The organism is Streptomyces sp. NBC_00252 (genome assembly GCF_036187565.1).
In the GTDB taxonomy this organism is placed as follows: Bacteria; Actinomycetota; Actinomycetes; order Streptomycetales; family Streptomycetaceae; genus Streptomyces.
In genome coordinates, this window is sequence record NZ_CP108087.1 from 1,321,138 (window position 1) to 1,338,651 (window position 17,514).

13 protein-coding genes are annotated in these 17,514 nt (G+C 70.8%); 2 read left to right on the top strand and 11 right to left on the bottom strand.

The window, feature by feature from the left end; genetic code table 11:
• Positions 1-31: 31 nt before the first annotated feature.
• Positions 32-2,503: an ATP-dependent Clp protease ATP-binding subunit gene (locus tag OHT77_RS05860; protein WP_328826918.1), complete on the bottom strand. Its 2,472-nt coding sequence runs from the start codon at positions 2,501-2,503 to the stop codon at positions 32-34.
• A gap of 131 nt (positions 2,504-2,634) precedes the next feature.
• On the opposite strand from OHT77_RS05860, the gene OHT77_RS05865 reads away from it, so the two are divergent.
• Positions 2,635-4,965, top strand: a complete 2,331-nt coding sequence (locus tag OHT77_RS05865; RefSeq protein ID WP_328826919.1) for an excinuclease ABC subunit UvrA — start codon at positions 2,635-2,637, stop codon at positions 4,963-4,965.
• A gap of 66 nt (positions 4,966-5,031) precedes the next feature.
• Here the strand turns inward: OHT77_RS05865 and OHT77_RS05870 are convergent, their stop codons facing one another.
• From OHT77_RS05870 to OHT77_RS05895, 6 genes are all read right to left on the bottom strand, one after another.
• Positions 5,032-6,165 carry an alanine--tRNA ligase-related protein gene (locus OHT77_RS05870; RefSeq protein ID WP_328826920.1) on the bottom strand — a complete coding sequence of 378 codons (1,134 nt, stop codon included), beginning with the start codon at positions 6,163-6,165 and terminating at the stop codon, positions 5,032-5,034.
• 117 nt (positions 6,166-6,282) lie between these two features.
• Positions 6,283-7,215, bottom strand: coding sequence for a lysophospholipid acyltransferase family protein (locus OHT77_RS05875; RefSeq protein WP_328826921.1), 933 nt, complete (start codon positions 7,213-7,215; stop codon positions 6,283-6,285).
• On the bottom strand, positions 7,215-7,988 hold the full coding sequence (locus tag OHT77_RS05880; protein ID WP_328826922.1) for a GNAT family N-acetyltransferase: 774 nt from the start codon (positions 7,986-7,988) through the stop codon (positions 7,215-7,217). The genes OHT77_RS05875 and OHT77_RS05880 overlap by 1 nt, the downstream gene beginning before the upstream one ends.
• Positions 7,989-8,296: 308 nt before the next feature.
• On the bottom strand, positions 8,297-9,046 hold the full coding sequence (locus tag OHT77_RS05885) for a succinate dehydrogenase/fumarate reductase iron-sulfur subunit (protein WP_328826923.1): 750 nt from the start codon (positions 9,044-9,046) through the stop codon (positions 8,297-8,299).
• Complete coding sequence (locus OHT77_RS05890) at positions 9,043-10,995, bottom strand: fumarate reductase/succinate dehydrogenase flavoprotein subunit (protein WP_328826924.1); 1,953 nt, start codon at positions 10,993-10,995, stop codon at positions 9,043-9,045. Before OHT77_RS05890 ends, OHT77_RS05885 begins: the two co-directional genes overlap by 4 nt.
• Position 10,996: 1 nt before the next feature.
• On the bottom strand, positions 10,997-11,668 hold the full coding sequence (locus OHT77_RS05895; RefSeq protein WP_328834164.1) for a succinate dehydrogenase: 672 nt from the start codon (positions 11,666-11,668) through the stop codon (positions 10,997-10,999).
• Between the two features lie 120 nt (positions 11,669-11,788).
• Here OHT77_RS05895 and OHT77_RS05900 point away from each other — a divergent pair, with 120 nt between their 5' ends.
• Positions 11,789-12,670 carry a LysR family transcriptional regulator gene (locus OHT77_RS05900; protein WP_328826925.1) on the top strand — a complete coding sequence of 294 codons (882 nt, stop codon included), beginning with the start codon at positions 11,789-11,791 and terminating at the stop codon, positions 12,668-12,670.
• Between the two features lie 315 nt (positions 12,671-12,985).
• Here the strand turns inward: OHT77_RS05900 and OHT77_RS05905 are convergent, their stop codons facing one another.
• From OHT77_RS05905 to OHT77_RS05920, 4 genes are all read right to left on the bottom strand, one after another.
• Positions 12,986-13,765 carry an oxidoreductase gene (locus tag OHT77_RS05905; protein WP_328826926.1) on the bottom strand — a complete coding sequence of 260 codons (780 nt, stop codon included), beginning with the start codon at positions 13,763-13,765 and terminating at the stop codon, positions 12,986-12,988.
• Positions 13,766-13,859: 94 nt separating this feature from the next.
• A complete protein-coding gene (locus tag OHT77_RS05910) occupies positions 13,860-14,192 on the bottom strand; it encodes a nuclear transport factor 2 family protein (RefSeq protein WP_328834165.1) in 333 nt (110 codons plus the stop codon).
• 113 nt (positions 14,193-14,305) lie between these two features.
• Positions 14,306-16,441 (bottom strand): putative bifunctional diguanylate cyclase/phosphodiesterase, encoded by a 2,136-nt coding sequence (locus tag OHT77_RS05915; RefSeq protein WP_328826927.1) that lies wholly within the window; start codon positions 16,439-16,441, stop codon positions 14,306-14,308.
• A complete protein-coding gene (locus tag OHT77_RS05920; protein WP_328826928.1) occupies positions 16,438-17,250 on the bottom strand; it encodes an SAM-dependent methyltransferase in 813 nt (270 codons plus the stop codon). Before OHT77_RS05920 ends, OHT77_RS05915 begins: the two co-directional genes overlap by 4 nt.
• Between the last annotated feature and the right edge of the window lie 264 nt (positions 17,251-17,514).

Consider the following 17,514-nt stretch of genomic DNA (forward strand, 5'->3'; position numbering starts at 1 on the left):
TGTCTCCCGATGGGGTGCGAACGCGGTCCGGCTAGTGCTCGGCCGCCTGACGTGCCCGGATCTGGATCGTGCCGTCGGCCGCGTCGACCTGTGCCTGGTCGCCCGCGTTCAGCTCGCCGGCGAGCAGCATGTCGGCGAGCCGGTCGTCGACCTCGCGCTGGATGGTGCGGCGCAACGGCCGGGCGCCGAAGTCGGGTTGGTAGCCGAGGTTGGCGAGGAGGTCCGCCGCCGCGTCGGTGACGTCGAGGGTGACGTCCTGCGCGTGCAGCCTGCGCCGGGTGTGGTCCAGCAACAGGTCGACGATCTCCCGCAGTTGGGTCCGTTCCAGGCCCCGGAAGACGATGATCTCGTCGATGCGGTTGAGGAACTCGGGGCGGAAGTGCTGGTTCAGGACGGGCATCACCGTCTCGCGGACCTTGGCGTAGTCGTCGACGCCCGCCGCGAGGATGCGGTCGGCACCGATGTTCGACGTCATGATCACGACGGTGTTCTTGAAGTCGACGGTGCGGCCCTGCGAGTCGGTGAGCCGTCCGTCGTCGAGGAGTTGGAGCAGCGTGTTGAAGACGTCGGGGTGCGCCTTCTCGACCTCGTCGAGCAGCAGCACGGCGTACGGCTGCCTGCGGACGGCCTCGGTGAGCTGGCCGGCCTCCTCGTGGCCGACGTAGCCGGGAGGCGCTCCGACCAGGCGGGAGACGGTGTGGCGCTCCTGGAACTCGCTCATGTCGAGGCGGATCATGCGGCCCTCGTCGCCGAAGAGGGCGGCGGCGAGCGCGCGGGCCAGTTCGGTCTTGCCGACGCCGGTGGGGCCGAGGAAGAGGAAGCTGCCGATGGGCCGGTCCGGGTCGCTCATGCCGGCCCGGGCCCGCCGTACGGCACGGGCGACGGCGGTGATGGCCTCGTCCTGGCCGACGACCCGCTCGTGGAGGTGCTCCTCCAGCTTCATCAGCCGGGCGCGTTCCTCCTCGGTGAGCTGGGAGACCGGGATGCCGGTGGTGCGGGAGACGACCTCGGCGATGTCCTCGGCGGTGACCTTGGGCGCCTGCTCCTCGGCGGAGCCGCCCGCCTTCAGCTCGGCCTCGGTGTCCTTGATCCGGTCGCGGATCTCCTTGGCCCGCTCGTACTCCTCGTCGGCGACGGCCTGGTCCTTCTCGCGGTTCAGGGCGGCGAGCCGGTCCTCGACGTCGCGGGTGTCGGAGAGCGGGGTCTTGGCCCGCAGCCGAACCCGGGCCGCGGCCTGGTCCATCAGGTCGATGGCCTTGTCGGGCAGGAAGCGGGCGGTGATGTACCGGTCGGAGAGTTCGGCCGCCGCGACCACCGCCTCGTCGGTGATGCGGACCTGGTGGTGGGCCTCGTAGCGGTCGCGCAGGCCGCGCAGGATCTCGATGGTGTCGTCGACGGTCGGCTCGCCGATCAGGATGGGCGCGAAGCGGCGCTCCAGCGCGGAGTCCTTCTCGATGTACCTGCGGTACTCGTCGACGGTGGTCGCGCCGATGAGGTGCAACTGGCCACGCGCCAGGGCGGGCTTGAGCATGTTGCCCGCGTCCATGGCGCCGTCACCGCCACCGCCCGCGCCAACGACGGTGTGCAACTCGTCGAGGAACAGCACCAGTTCGTCGCTGTGCTCGCTCACCTCGTCGAGGAGTTTCTTCAGCCGTTCCTCGAACTCGCCGCGGTACTTGGTGCCCGCGACCATCCCGGCCAGGTCCAGCGAGACGAGCCGCTTGCCCGCGAGGGTCTTCGGCACGTCACCGGCGATGATCCGCTGGGCGATGCCCTCGACGACGGCGGTCTTGCCGACTCCGGGGTCGCCGATGAGGACGGGGTTGTTCTTGCTGCGCCGGGACAGCACCTCGATGGTCTGCTCGACCTCCTCGTCCCGGCCGATCACCGGGTCGAGCCGCCCGGCCCGCGCGTCCTCGGTGAGGTCGCGGCCGTACTCGTCGACGGTCGGCGTGCTGCTGGGCTTCTTCCGCTCGGGCTCGGCACCGGTGGGCATCCGGTCGCCCTCCCAGCCGCTGCCCGCGAGGGCCTGTCCCGCGGCCGACTCGGGGTTGGCGGCAAGGGCCCGCAGCAGGTGCTCGGGGCCGATGTACGAGGAGTCCTCGGCCCGGGAGATCTGGTAGGCGTCGAGGAGGGCGCGCTTGGCGGCCGGGGTGAGCGTGGTGGGGTCGGTCTTCGGGCCGCCCTCTTCCCCGGCGGAGAGCCGCTCGCGGATCCGGTCGGGGTCCGCGCCCGCCTCGGCGAGCAGGCGCCGGGTCGACTCCTGCTCGGTGGCGGCAGCCAGCAGATGCCGGGCGTCCAGCTGCTCGCTGCCCTCGACGGCGGCGATGTCCCGCGCCTGCGCCACCAGCTCACGGGCCCGCTCCGAGAGGAGGCTGCCGATGTCGACGCGCTGGGCCCTGCGCGACGGGGCCGCCGCCCCCGAACCGCCGAAATACCGGGACATCAGCTCGTCGAATTCCTCGAAGGGGCTGCGTCCGAAACCGAATCCGGGAGTGCTCATGACGGACCTTCCGTGCGGCGACCTGGCGGCGACTGGCATCCGTTTCTTCAAACCTTGCACAGCCCGGTCGCCCCCGCACCCCCGCAGGTCACCGGGCACCCCACAGCGCGCCCGCATAGACTCGTCGGGTCATGGACAGCCCCCGCGATCCCTACGTCCGCGTCCGCGGCGCCCGAGAGCACAATCTCCAGGGCGTCGACGTCGACATCCCGCGCGACGTGTTGGCCGTGTTCACAGGCGTCTCCGGCTCCGGAAAGTCGTCCCTGGCCTTCGGCACGATCTACGCGGAGGCCCAGCGCCGCTACTTCGAGTCGGTCGCGCCGTACGCCCGCCGTCTGATCCACCAGGTGGGCGCGCCGAAGGTCGGCGGGATCACCGGTCTCCCTCCCGCGGTCTCGCTCCAGCAGCGCCGCTCGACCCCCACCTCCCGTTCCTCGGTGGGCACGGTCACCAGCCTCTCGAACTCGCTGCGGATGCTGTTCTCCCGCGCGGGTGACTACCCGCCCGGCGCGGAACGGCTCGACTCGGACGCCTTCTCCCCCAACACGGCGGCGGGCGCGTGCCCGGAGTGCCACGGCCTCGGCCGGGTCCACCGCACCACCGAGGAGTCCCTCGTCCCCGACCCCTCCCTCTCGATCCGCGAGGGGGCGATCGCCGCGTGGCCGGGCGCCTGGCAGGGCAAGAACCTCCGGGACATCCTCGACACCCTCGGCCACGACGTGGACGTGCCGTGGCGCGAGCTCCCCGCCGACGAGCGGAAGTGGATCCTCTTCACGGACGAGCAGCCGGTGGTGACCGTCCACCCCGTCCGGGACGCGGACCGCATCCAACGCCCGTACCAGGGCACGTACATGAGCGCCCACCGCTACGTCATGAAGACCTTCGCCGACACGAAGAGCCCGACCCTGCGGGCGAAAGCGGAACGCTTCCTGACCAGCACCCCCTGCCCCCTGTGCAAAGGCCGCAGACTCCGCGCCGAGTCCCTGGCGGTGACCATCGCGGGCCGCACGATCGCCGACCTGGCCGCACTCCCCCTGGCCGAGCTGGCGGGCACCCTGACCGGCACATCGGAGGCCGCCCGCGTCCTCACCGAGGACCTCACCTCCCGCATCGCCCCCATCCTCGAACTGGGCCTCGGCTACCTCAGCCTGGACCGGGCGACCCCCACCCTCTCGGCAGGCGAACTCCAACGCCTGCGCCTGGCAACCCAGTTGAGGTCCGGCCTCTTCGGAGTCGTCTACGTCCTGGACGAACCCTCCGCAGGCCTGCACCCGGCGGACACGAAGGCCCTCCTCACGGTCCTGGACCGCCTGAAGGCCACCGGCAACTCGGTGTTCGTGGTGGAGCACCACCTGGACGTGATGCGCGGCGCCGACTGGCTGGTGGACGTGGGCCCGCAGGCGGGTGAGCACGGCGGACGGGTGCTGTACAGCGGCCCGGTGGAAGGCCTGGCGGCGGTGGAGGAATCGGCGACGGCCCGCTTCCTCTTCGACCGCTCTCCCACCCCGCCGCGCGAAGTCCGTTCACCGCGCGGCGAGTTGAAGGTGGGCCCGGTCACGCGGCACAACCTGCGCGACGTCACGGCCGAGTTCCCCCTCGGCGTGTTCACGGCGGTCACCGGCGTCTCGGGCTCGGGCAAGTCCACGCTGATCGGCGAGATCACCGAGGAACTGGCAGGCGTAGGCCGCCTGGTGTCGGTGGACCAGAAACCGATCGGCCGCACTCCCCGCTCGAACCTGGCGACGTACACCGGCCTCTTCGACGTCGTCCGCAAGGTCTTCGCGGCCACGGACGAGGCACGCCAACGGGGTTACGGCGTAGGGCGGTTCTCCTTCAACGTGGCGGGCGGCCGCTGCGAGACCTGCCAGGGCGAGGGCTTCGTCAGCGTGGAACTGCTCTTCCTCCCGAGCACCTACGCCCCCTGCCCGGACTGCGGCGGGGCCCGCTACAACCCCGAGACGCTCCAAGTGACGTACCGGGGACGGAACATCGCGGACGTCCTCGACCTGACGGTGGAGAGCGCGGCGGAGTTCTTCGCGGACACCCCGGCCGTGGCCCGCAGCCTGACCACACTCCTGGACGTGGGCCTCGGCTACCTCCATCTCGGACAGCCCGCCACGGAGTTGTCCGGCGGCGAGGCCCAACGCATCAAGCTGGCCACCGAGTTGCAGCGCGCCCACCGCACCCACACCCTCTACCTCCTCGACGAACCCACCACCGGACTCCACCCGGCCGATGTGGAACTCCTCCTCCACCAACTCCACGGCCTGGTCGACGCCGGCCACACCGTGATCGTCGTCGAACACGACATGTCGGTGGTGGCAGGCGCGGACTGGGTGATCGACTTGGGCCCCGGCGGAGGAGAGAAGGGGGGCCGCGTCGTGGCGGCAGGCACGCCGACAGAGGTGGCGGGGACCAGGGGAAGCACCACGGCTCCCTACCTGAAAACCGCGCTGGAGTAGATGCCCTTGCTTCTCAGGGGCGCGGGGAACTGCGCGACCAGCCCCCACGCACCCGCACCCAACCAACTACCTCAACAGCCCCACAACCAACTCCCGGGGCAACCCATAGGTGTCGTGAAGGTAACGATACTCCTCGTCACCCAACACCCCCCGAAACTCAGGCCGGGACAACACCCCCCGCCCCCGCTCAAGAAGCCGGGCGAACCGCCCCTCCTCCTCCTCCAGCAAAACCCCCCGCACAGAGCCCGAACCAACAAGCTCCTCCGGCAGATCACCCAACGAACGAGACTCGTCACCCCGCCACAAAACGGTGAGCACCCGCCGAATCAACCGCCGCACCACATACCCCCGCCCGGTGTTGGACGGCCACACCCCTTCCCCGATGACGACGGCACTCGACCGCAGATGATCACAGACGATCCGCAAGGACCGCTCGTCCAGTTCCCACAACGTCGACAGCACCCGCGTCCACGGCTCGAACACATCTGTCTCATAGACCGACCGCCGCCCCTGCAGCACAGACACCAGCCGCTCCAACCCCATCCCCGTGTCGACATTGACCTGCCGCAACGGAACCAGCCCGCCGTCCTCGCCCCGCTCCAGCCGCATGTGCACGTGGTTCCAGATCTCCACCCACCGCGAGTCGGTCGTCGGGCGCCCCTCCGGCGGACCGTCACCGGTCCAGTAGAAGATCTCCGAGTCGGGCCCACACGGCCCCACCGGCCCGTTGGACCACCAGTTCTCGTCCCGGGTCGACTCGACCGGCACGCCCAACTCCCGCCAGGTGTCCAGCGATTCAAGGTCGGGGCCGACCTGCTCGTCGCCGCCGAAGACGGTGACGTACACCTTCTCGCGCGGGATGCCGAAGCCGTCCCGCAGCAGCTCGTACCCCCACCGCAGGCTCTGCGGATGGCCGTAGTCGCCCAACGACCATGAGCCGAGCATGTCGAACACGGTGAGGTGGGTGAGGTCGCCGATCTCGTCGAGGTCCGTGGTCCGCAGACAGCGTTGGACGTTGACCAGCCGCCGCCCCTGTGGATGCGGGCGTCCCTGGAGGTACGGCGTGAGCGGGTGCATGCCGGACGTGGTGAAGAGGACCGGGTCCGAGGGCGGCGGCAGGAGCGAGCTTCCGGTGATCAGCTCGTGCCCGCGCTCGCGGTAGAAGTCGAGGAACGTACGGACGACGTCGTCGGTGTTCATGGCGGTGAGTCCTTCGGGTCGGGTGGGGACCGGAAGGGACCGCGGGAGGGCGTACGAGAGATCTGGAAACGACACACCCGGCGGTCCGTTTCCGGCCGCCGGGAGAGGTCAGTGAGGTCAGGCGTCGGCAGCCGGCGAGCTGGTCGCTCGCGCGGTCGCGGTGCCGGTGTGCCTGATGATCCTCATGGACGCAACGCTAACAGGACGCCTGCGGGCCGTCCTGCGAATTTTCACCGGGGTCTGCGCCACCGACGTGCAGTGGTCCTGGTGCGGGGGCCGACCGGTCACCCCGGTCTGCGCCGCGTGGGCGAGGGAGCGGCGGTCGGGGTGGCTGCCGGCCGCTATGGTCGGCCCCACCTCGACCTCGGCGACGAGCCCGCGCGTCGACACCACCCGCCACACCGAGGTGAGCAGGGAGTCGCTGCCGACGAAGGCGGGGGCGGTGCTTGCGGTGCCGTCGGTCACGTAGTGCAGGCCGACCGGTTGCACGGGGACGCCGGCGTCCAGCGCGGCCTGGAAGACGGCCCGCCGGAAGTGCCCCTGGGCCCGGCCGCACCAGGTGCTGCCCTCGGGGAACACGGCGACCGCTCCCCCGGCGCGCAGGGCGCCCGCGATGGAGGCGACCGTCTCCGGCAGCGCGCGGAGCCGGTCGCGGTCGATGAACAGGGCGCCGCTGCCCGCGGTCAGTGTCCCGGCGACGGGCCAGTGCCGGATCTCCGCCTTGGCCAGCATGCGGGCGGGGCGTACGGCGGCCAGCAGCGGGATGTCGAGCCACGAGATGTGGTTGGCGACCAGGAGCAGTCCGCCGGTGGGCGTGGTGGTGCCGGTGATGCGGAGCCGGATGCCGGCGGACCGGACGATCGTCCGGCACCACCAGCGCACCGCCACGGCGGGGATCCTCTTGCCGACGGGGGTGAGCGCGGCCCCGGCGGCCACCACGACGAGGACGGTCACGAAGCGCAGCACGGCACGCGGTACGGCCGTGACGGACCCCTTCGACTCGATGCACGACCTGGGGGTGCAGGGCGCGCTGGGCAGCCAGACGCTCATCACGCCGGGACGAGCGAGAGGAAGTGCCGCAGATAGCGCGGGTTGACCCGGCGCATCGACAGCAGGACGTACAGGTCGGCGACCCCGAAGTCCGGGTCGTGGGCGGGCTCGCCGCAGACCCAGGCGCCGAGGCGGACGTAGCCGCGCAGCAGCGGGGGGAGTTCGACGCGGCCGGCGGGGCGGGTGACGCCGTCGGCGCTCCAGGGCAGCAGCGGGCGGACCCGGAACTCCTCGGGGGCGAGGTGCTTGGCACTGACCCGGTCCCAGGTGCCGGCGGCGAGGGCGCCGCCGTCGGCGAGCGGGATGGAGCAGCAGCCGGCGAGCCAGTCGTGGCCGCGGTCGACCATGTAGCGGGCTATGCCGGCCCAGATGAGGCCGATGACGGTGCCGTCGCGGTGGTCGGGGTGGACGCAGGAGCGGCCGACCTCGACGAGGCCCGGGCGGATCGAGTCGAGGGGGGCGAGGTCGAACTCGCTCTCCGAGTAGAGCCGTCCGGCGACGGCGGCGCGCTCGGGCGGCAGCAGCCGGTAGGTGCCGACCACCTGCCCGGTGACCGTGTCGCGGACGAGGAGGTGGTCGCAGTAGGCGTCGAAGGCGTCGACGTCCAGGCCGGGCTGGGGGCTGGACAGGTGGGCGCCCATCTCCCCGGCGAAGACGTCGTGCCGCAGCCGCTGCGCGGCACGCACATCGTCCTCGTCGCGGGCGAGCGTGACGGTGTAGCGGGTCGGCGCGTCGGGCTGCGAGGGACGGTCGAGGGTGGAAACGCCGGTCATGGCTCTCCCTGATCACGGGCCGGGGACGGCGGAGGAACAAGCTGGCCGGTTCCGTAAGTCCAGCCGCAACAGTTCTTCCTACGCCGGGCGTCCTGCGCGTGACCTGTGCCCGGAGCCGGGATGTGAGCTTGCTGAACGGCGTCCGCATGCCCGCTGCGTGGAGCTGCGCCGGTGCTTGGCGGGACCGGGGATGAGCACCACTCCCGGTCCCGCCCGTCCGCACCTTGTCGGCGAACGATCGGTGCAACCCCCGGGGGCGCGGGGAAACTGCGCGACCGGCCGCAGCGCACCCGCACCCGTCGACGGCGCTATTTCCTCGTGACCTTGCGGGTCGCCCGCAGCCACTCCTTGTTCATGCCGGTGATGGAGACCAGCGGGATGCCCTTGGGGCAGGCGGTGGCGCATTCGCCGGTCAGGGTGCAGCCGCCGAAGCCCTCCTCGTCCATCTGCGCGACCATGTCGAGGACGCGGGTCTCGCGCTCGGGTGCGCCCTGCGGGAGGACGTTGAGGTGGTTGACCTTGGCGGAGGTGAACAGCATCGCCGCGCCGTTCGGGCACGCGGCCACGCACGCGCCGCAGCCGATGCACTCGGCGTGCTCGAAGGCGAAGTCGGCGTCCGGTTTGGGTACGGCGGTGGCGTGGGCCTCGGGGGCGGCGCCGGTCGGGGCGGTGATGTAACCGCCCGCCTGGATGATGCGGTCGAAGGCCGAGCGGTCCACCACCAGGTCCTTGACGACCGGGAAGGCGGAGGCGCGCCACGGTTCGATGTCGATCGTGTCGCCGTCCGCGAAGGACCGCATGTGGAGCTGGCAGGTGGTGGTGCGCTCCGGGCCGTGCGCGTCGCCGTTGATGACGAGGGAGCAGGCGCCGCAGATGCCCTCGCGGCAGTCGTGGTCGAAGGCGACCGGGTCCTCGCCCTTGAGGATGAGTTCCTCGTTGAGGGTGTCGAGCATCTCCAGGAACGACATGTCCGTGGAGATTCCGTCCACTTGGTAGGTGGACATGGCGCCTTCGGCGTCGGCGTTCTTCTGCCGCCAGACGCGCAGGGTGAGCTTCATGCGTAGCTCCGCTGAGTGGGGTGGACGTACTCGAAGACCAGGTCTTCCTTGTGCAGTACGGGAGATGAGCCGGTGCCGGTGAACTCCCAGGCGGCCGCGTAGCTGAACTCGTCGTCCCTGCGCTCCGCTTCGCCGTCGGGGGTCTGGGACTCCTCGCGGAAGTGGCCGCCGCAGGACTCGGCGCGGTTGAGTGCGTCGAGGCACATCAGCTCGGCGAGTTCGAGGTAGTCGACGATGCGGTTCGCCTTCTCCAGCGACTGGTTGAACTCCTCGCCGGTGCCGGGGACCTTGATCCGCCGCCAGAACTCCTCGCGGATCTGCGGGATGCGTTCCAGCGCCTTGCGCAGTCCGCTGTCGGTGCGGGCCATACCGCAGAACTCCCACATGAGTTCGCCGAGTTCACGGTGGAAGGAGTCGGGTGTGCGGTCGCCGTCCACCGCGAGGAGCAGGTTGAGCCGGTCCTCGGTCTCCGCCAGCACCTCCTGTACGGCGGGGTGTTGGACGTCGATGTCCTCGTGTCCGGGGTTCCGCGCGAGGTAGTCGTTGATGGTCGCCGGGAGGACGAAGTAGCCGTCGGCGAGGCCCTGCATCAGGGCGGAGGCGCCGAGGCGGTTGGCGCCGTGGTCGGAGAAGTTGGCCTCGCCGATCGCGAACAGGCCCGGGACGGTGGTCTGGAGGTCGTAGTCGACCCAGAGACCGCCCATCGTGTAGTGCACGGCCGGGTAGATCCGCATGGGGACCGTGTACGGGTCCTCGGCGGTGATCCGGGCGTACATGTCGAAGAGGTTGCCGTACTTCTCCTCGACTGCTTTACGGCCCAACCGCCCGATGGCGTCGGCGAAGTCGAGGTAGACGCCCTGTCCGCCGGGGCCGACCCCGCGCCCCTCGTCGCACACGTTCTTCGCGGCGCGGGAGGCGATGTCGCGGGGCACGAGGTTGCCGAAGGCCGGGTAGATGCGCTCCAGGTAGTAGTCGCGCTCGGCCTCGGGGATCTCGTTCGGGGGACGCTGGTCGCCCTTGGCCTTGGGCACCCAGATGCGGCCGTCGTTGCGCAACGACTCGCTCATCAGGGTGAGTTTGGACTGGTGGTCGCCGGTGCGCGGGATGCAGGTGGGGTGGATCTGGGTGAAGCACGGGTTGGCGAAGAGCGCGCCGCGCCGGTGGGCGCGCCAGACGGCGGTGGCGTTGGAGTTCATGGCGTTCGTCGACAGGTAGAAGACGTTGCCGTAGCCGCCGCTGGCGAGGACGACGGCGTCCGCGAAGTAGGTGTCGATACGGCCCGTGATCAGGTCGCGGGCGACGATCCCCCGCGCCTTCCCGTCGATGACGATCAGGTCGAGCATCTCGGTGCGCGGGTGCATCTCGATGTTCCCGGCGGCGATCTGCCGGGACAGCGCCTGGTAGGCGCCGAGGAGGAGTTGCTGCCCGGTCTGGCCGCGGGCGTAGAAGGTGCGGGACACCTGCACGCCGCCGAAGGAGCGGGTGTCGAGGAGACCGCCGTACTCGCGGGCGAAGGGGACGCCCTGCGCGACGCACTGGTCGATGATCTCGACCGAGATCTGTGCGAGGCGGTGGACGTTGGACTCGCGGGCCCTGAAGTCGCCGCCCTTGACGGTGTCGTAGAAGAGGCGGTGGACGGAGTCGCCGTCGTTGCGGTAGTTCTTCGCCGCGTTGATGCCGCCCTGGGCGGCGATCGAGTGGGCGCGGCGCGGGGAGTCCTGGTAGCAGAACTGGACGACGTGGTAGCCCTGTTCGGCCAGCGTGGCGCCCGCGGAGCCGCCGGCGAGACCGGTGCCGACGACGATCACCGTGTGTTTGCGCCGGTTGGCGGGGTTGACGAGTCTGGCCTCGAAACGGCGGGTGTCCCAGCGCTCGTTGATCGGCCCTGTGGGGGCCTTGGTGTCGGTGACGGGTTCCCCGGTCGTGAAGTCCGCGTATTCAAGGGTCATTTCAGCTCACCACTCCGGTCATGACGCCCACGGGTACGGCGATGAAGCCGGCCGTGAGCAGCAGCGCGAGGACATTGGCGATCGTCTTCAGGGCGCGGTCTCGGCTGCGGCTGCCCGCGCCGAGGGTCTGGGCGGCGCTCCAGAAGCCGTGCCGGACGTGCAGGCCGAGGGCGAGCATCGCGACGATGTAGATCGTGTCGCCGTACCAGGTGGAGAAGGTGTCGACGACGTTCTGGTACGGGTGGCCCGGCTGGAAGCCGCCGGAGTGCACGGTGCCGGTGGTCAGGTCGAGGATGTGCCAGACGATGAACAGGGCGAGGATGATGCCGCCCCAGCGCATGGTGCGGGTGGCATAGGTCGCCCGGGGCTTCTTGTGCACGTACTTGCTGGGGCGCGCCTTGATGTCGCGGCGGCTGAGCTGGTACGCGGAGACGGCGTGGGCGACCACGGCGACGACCAGCGCGACGCGGATCAGCCAGAGCGTCCACTCGTAGTGCATGAAGGGTTCGCCGACGGTGCGCAGCCAGTGGGCGTAGTGGTTGAACTCGCCCGCGCCGAAGAAGATCTTCAGGTTGCCGATCATGTGGACGACCAGGTACAGCAGCATGATCAGGCCGCTGACCGCCATCACTGTCTTCTTGCCGACGGAGCTGTCCCACACCGTGCGCGCCATCGACGGCCGTCGGTCCGTCCGCGTTGCCAGAGCCATGTCTACGGACGTTAGGCGCCCGATGCCCGATCGGTCCAAGACATGGTATGCCTGGTTTCCATAGCCTGGAGCTATCGTAGGTGCATGCAGTTCCAGCAGCTCCAGTACTTCGTGGCGGTCGCCGAGACCCGGCACTTCACCCGGGCCGCCGATCTCGTCCATGTCGCCCAGCCGTCGCTGTCCCAGCAGATCAAGGCGCTGGAGCGGGAGCTCGGGGCGGATCTGTTCCTGCGGGCCCGGGGCAACATCACGCTCACGGATGCGGGCGAGGCGCTGCTGCCGCTGGCCCGGCGCATCCTGGCCGACGCGGACACCGCCCGGCACGAGGTGCAGGAACTGGCCCAACTCCGCAGCGGCCGGATCAGGTTGGGCGCGACCCCGAGCCTCTGCACGGGCCTCCTCCCGGACGTCCTCCGCGCCTTCCACGACCGCTATCCCGGCATCCGGTTGCTGATCGAGGAGGGCGGCTCCCACGACCTCGTACGCGAACTCGCCCGCGGGGCGCTGGACTTGGCCCTGGTGGTCCTGCCCCTGCCCACCCCCTCACCGGCGTTGACGACGGTGGAACTGCTGCGCGAGGACCTGGTCGTCGTCTCCTCCCCCGAGGCACCGGCCCCCGGCCGCGGCCGCACGGTACGGATCTCCGACCTGGAGAGCGAACGCCTCGTGATGTTCCGCCACGGCTACGACCTGCGTGAACTCACCGTCGCCGCGTGCCGCGCCGAGGGCTTCGAACCGGACTTCGCGGTGGAGGGCGGCGAGATGGACGCGGTCCTCGGCTTCGTCCGCGCGGGGCTCGGCGTCGCCGTGGTCCCGCGCATGGTCGCGACCAAGTCCGGGCGCGGCTTGCGGGTGACTCCGCTCGCGCGGCCTGGGCTGCATCGGACCATCGCCCTTGCGCACCGGAGCGATGTGGCTCCGCCGCGGGCTGCGCGGGAGTTGCAGCGGATGTTGTTGGAGCGCTGAGGGTGCGGGGGGCGGTCGGGTCCCGGGGAGCCTGGGCGGCGGGGAGCGGCCAAGGTCGGGGCGTCGCCCCGGCCGCAGCGGGTTCCTCGGCCGCGGCGGGTGCCTCGCAGCGGATCGCGGCCGTCTCAGTGGAAGCACGGCCCCGCGTTGGTCGCTCTGGCCTCTACGGGTATCTCGCAGCGCGTGCTGCGGCCGTCACCCCCGCCCGGTACGTGCGCAACAACGGTGCCGTGGTCCCCAGCGGGGCGCACGCGCCGAGGGCCGGGATCGGCGGCGCCGCGCCCGCGCCGTGAGGTCGGGCCCGCGCCCCGCTCGTCACCAGGTCGGGATCAGCCCTCCGTCGATCACCACGTCCGTGCCGGTCAGGTTGGCCGCCCGGTCGCCGGCGAGGAACAGGACCACGTCCGCGATCTCGGTGGGCTTGGAGAAGCGGCCGGTGACGGTGGTGGCGGAGGCCTTGGCGACGATCTCCTCCGGGGTCAGGCCGGCGGCGGCCGAGACCGTTGCTGCCACGCCGGTGCCGCCCAGCCACAGATCCGTCTCGACCGGGCCGGGGCTGACCGTGTTGACGCGGATGCCCTTCGGGCCGACCTCCTTGGACAGGGCCTTGGAGAAGGCGACCAGGGCGGCCTTGCCGGCGCTGTAGTCGATGACCAGCGGGTCGGGCAGGGTGGCGTTGACCGAGCCGATCGTGATCACGGAGCCCTGTCCCGCGGCCAGCATCAAGGGCAAGGCGGCGCGGGTGACGCGTACCGCCGTGAGGAGATTCAGGTCGAGGGTGCGGGCCCAGTCCTCGTCGGTCACCGAGAGGAAGCCGCCGGTGCGTGGCGGTGCCGTACCGACGTTGTTCACCAGGATGTCCACCCGGCCGTCCGCCGCCTCGATCAGCCGCTCGGCCGCGCCCGGTTCCGCGAGGTCCACCGGCACCCAGGTGACGGAACCCTCCTTGACCAGCGCGTCAAGCCCCTCGGTCGTCGTACGGGACCCGGCGACGACGCTCGCCCCCGCCCCGGCCAGCGCCGCCGCGACGGCCAGCCCGATGCCCTTGCTGGCGCCCGTCACCACGGCGGTCCTGCCCTGCAGTTCGGTACTCATCGAGCCCAACTCCTTCGGTGAGGTGCGGAAAGATGCGGAAACCGGCCGGTCGCCGTGAGGGCATCCTCCCCCGGCCTCGCCCCGCGCACAGGTCCTACTCGACGTCCGGCGGCACCACGGTCCCCTGGTGGTAGAACATCCGCCAGCCCGTCTCCTCGTCGCGCTTGCGCCACAGGGAGGTGCGGCGGGCCCGGCGGCCGGCGAAGTCGGTCTCGTAGCGGAGCTGCACCAGGCCCGGGGCCAGGACGATGCCCGTGATGCCCGACGGGTCGTAGCGGGGACCGTCGGCCGTGCTGCCCGCGTGCTCGGGGAGCCACGCGAGCATGTGCTCGTACGTGTAGTGCCGGCCCGAGGCGCCGATCTCGACGTACTCGGGGTCGAGCAGCCGGACGGCCTCGCTGCGGGAGGCGCGGACGGCCGGGTCCATGAGAGCCAGTTCGCCCGCGATCGCTTCGTTCACGGCGTTCGATGCGTGTGCTTCGTCGTTCACCCGCACATGATCGCCTTCGAACCCGGGCCTCCCGCAAGCGAGTTACGCGCTCACCCCGTCGCGTCCACCAGCGCCAGGTCGTGCAGCCGCTCCGGCGGGCCGGGGCGGGCGTAGTACCAGCCCTGGGCCGTGTCGCAGCCCAGTATGCGGAGCTGCTCGGCCTGCGCGCCGGTCTCGACGCCCTCGACGGTCACCGCGAGGTCCAGGCTGTGGGCGAGGGAGACGATGCCCTCGACGATCTTCAGGTCGACGGGGTCGGCCGGGAACTGCTGCATGCTCTGGGTGAAGGAGCGGTCCAGCTTGAGGATGCTCACCGGCAGCCGGCGGAGGTTGGCGAGGTTCGAGTAGCCGGTGCCGAAGTCGTCCAGGGCGATGTCGACGCCCATCTCGGCGAGCCGCCGCAGCGGCTTCAGGAGGTCGTCGTCGGCGCCGATCAACGCGGACTCCGTGACCTCCAGGCAGAGCGCGTCGGGTGCGACGCCGGTGCGCTCCAGGATGTCGACGGTGTCCTGGACCAAGCCGGGGTGGGTGAGCTGGCACGGCGAGAGGTTGACGTTGATGCGCAGGGGGACGCCGTCGCCGTAGGCCTCGCGCCAGGCGCGGGCCTGGCGTACGGACTGCTCCAGGACCCAGCGGCCCAACGGGACGATCAGGCCGGTGTGTTCGGCGAGCGGGATGAAGCGGTCGGGGCCCAGGACGCCGTGCTGCGGGTGCAGCCAGCGGACGAGGGCCTCGGCGCCGCGCACGCTGCCGTCGCCGAGGTGGACCAGCGGCTGGTACTCGATGAAGAACTCGTTGCGGTCCAGGGCGGCGGGCAGGGCCGTGGTGAGGCCGTGGCGGGTGATCGCCCGGGCGTCGGCCTCCGGGTCGGCGAGTTCGAAGCGGTTGCCGCCCGCCGACTTGGCCCGGTACATCGTGATGTCGGCGCTGCGCAGCACCTCCGCCGGACCGCGCTCGCCGGCGGGGCCCTCGACGATGCCGATGGAGCCGCGCACGGTGAGGTCACGGCCGTCGATGCTGACGGGGGTGATCAGCGCGTTCATGATGCGGCCCGCGAGCTCGTCGACCTCGCGCTCGGTGTCGGGTCCTGTGGTCAGCGCGACGAACTCGTCGCCGCCGAGCCGGGCGACCATCTCACCGGGTGCCGTCGCGCAGGACTGCAGCCGGTCGGCGACCTCGACGAGGAGCCGGTCGCCGGCCGCGTGGCCGAGGCTGTCGTTGATGGTCTTGAAGCCGTCGAGGTCGAGGTAGCAGAGGCCGAACCGCTGGTTGTTGCCCGCGCCGAGCGCCTTCTCCAGGCGCTCGAAGAACAGGGTGCGGTTCGGGAGGCCGGTGAGCGCGTCGTGGGTCGCCTCGTAGCGCAGCCGCAGGTTCAGCAGCCGCCGCTCGGTGGTGTCCTCCATGAGGGCGAGCTGGTACTGCGGGTTGCCGTCGGCGTCGCGGAGCAGGGACACCGTGAGGTTGGTCCACAGGACCGTCCCGTCGGGCCGGTAGAACGCCTTCTCCACGTGGTAGTGCTCGCGCTCGCCGCGCACGAGCTCGTCGTAGAGCGTCCAGGTCTGGGGGGCGTCGTCCGGGTGGGTCCACTCGCGGACGTTGCGGCCGCCCATCGTCTGGTCGGAGATGCCGAACATGCGCAGCAGCGCGCCGTTGACCTGGAGGATGTTGCCTTCGAGGTCGGCCATGCCGATTCCTATGGCCGCGCCCTCGAAGACCGCGCGGAAGCGGGCCTCGGTCGCGTGCAGGGCCTGCGCCACGACGCCCTGGGCCTGGAGGGCGGCCACGGAGATGGCCTCCTGCTCGGCCAGCGTGCGCTCGCGGAGTTCCTGGGCGAACCCGGCGGCCATCGCGTGCTGGAGACGGGCCGAGCGGATCCGCAGGTCCTCCGGGGAGCCGTCGCCGCCGCAGTAGAGGACCAGGTAGGCGTCGACGCACTCCAGGGTGCGGGTGAGGGCGTCCGGGTCGGTGCAGTGCGCGGCGACGAGGGCGGCGCCGACGGCCTTGCCCTCCTCGGCCTCGTGGGTCCTGGCCCGCAGCGCCTCGCTCAACCGCCGCGCCAGCGGCAGGAGCAGCTCCTCGAACTCGGGCCGGGTCAGCGACGTCGACGTCGCCGGGAACACCGCCCGGCTCCAGATGGTCGCGAACCTGCGCAGTCTGCCCTCCGGCCCGTCCGGCTCCGCGATCACGCCGTGCGTCCTACGCCGGCGAACCCCGAGAAGGAATACGGATCCTCGTCCTCCGGTGCGGTGTCGGGCCGCCAGTCCGGCATCGGCACCAGTCCGGGTTCCACCATGTCGTACCCCTCGAAGAACCGCGCGATCTCTTCGCGCGAGCGCATGATCAGCGGATTGCGAATGTCCTTGTACACGTCCACCGCGCCCTCCGCCCGCTCGGGTGGCAACGGGATTCCCTCGTACGAGGCATGGGTCAGGACGAGCAGGCTGCCGGGCGCGAGTGCCTCGCGCAGCTCGGCCACCGCTTCGTACGGGTCGTCCGCGTCTTCCACGAAGTGCAGTATGGCAACGAGAAGCAGGGCCACTGGCCGATTCAGGTCGATCAGCCGCCGTACTTCGGGGCTCGACAGGATCTCCTGGGGCTTACGGAGGTCGGCCGCGACGACGTCCGCGGTCGCGTTGTCCGCGAGGACGGCCTGGCTGTGGGCGACCGCCACCGGGTCGTGGTCGACGTACATCACATGGGCGCCGGGGCAGGCCTTCTGGGCGACCTCGTGGACGTTTCCGAAGGTGGGAATTCCGGAGCCGATGTCGAGGAACTGGGTGATGCCCTCGGCGGCCGCGAATCGGACCGCGCGGCGCATGAACGCCCGGTTCGCCTGCATGATCTTGGGAAGTCCCGGGAGGAACTCCATGGCCTTGCGGGCCGCCTCCCGGTCGACCTCGAAGTTGTGCGAACCGCCCAGGTAGTAGTCGTAGATACGCGAAACGCTCGGCACCGAGATGTCGATGCTCCGTGGTGCCCAGGCGGGACGCTCCATGTATCTCTCCAAGGCGTAGGCGATCCGGTGTTCGAGCTGAGGCTACTGATCGCCCGCCAAAGGGTCGAGCGGAAACGGAAATTGACCATCCGTTCCCGATGATTGCCGCTGGCACGTGCCGAATTGATGTGCGGGGACACGCGGAGAAGCGCGGAGAATGCCGGAATTGGCGTACGGAATACGCCAAAGCGGCCCGCCCCCTCCGTGCGGTGCGGAGGGGGCGGACCCGGGGTCGTACGCGCTTGCTGTGTTGTTCGGCACTCT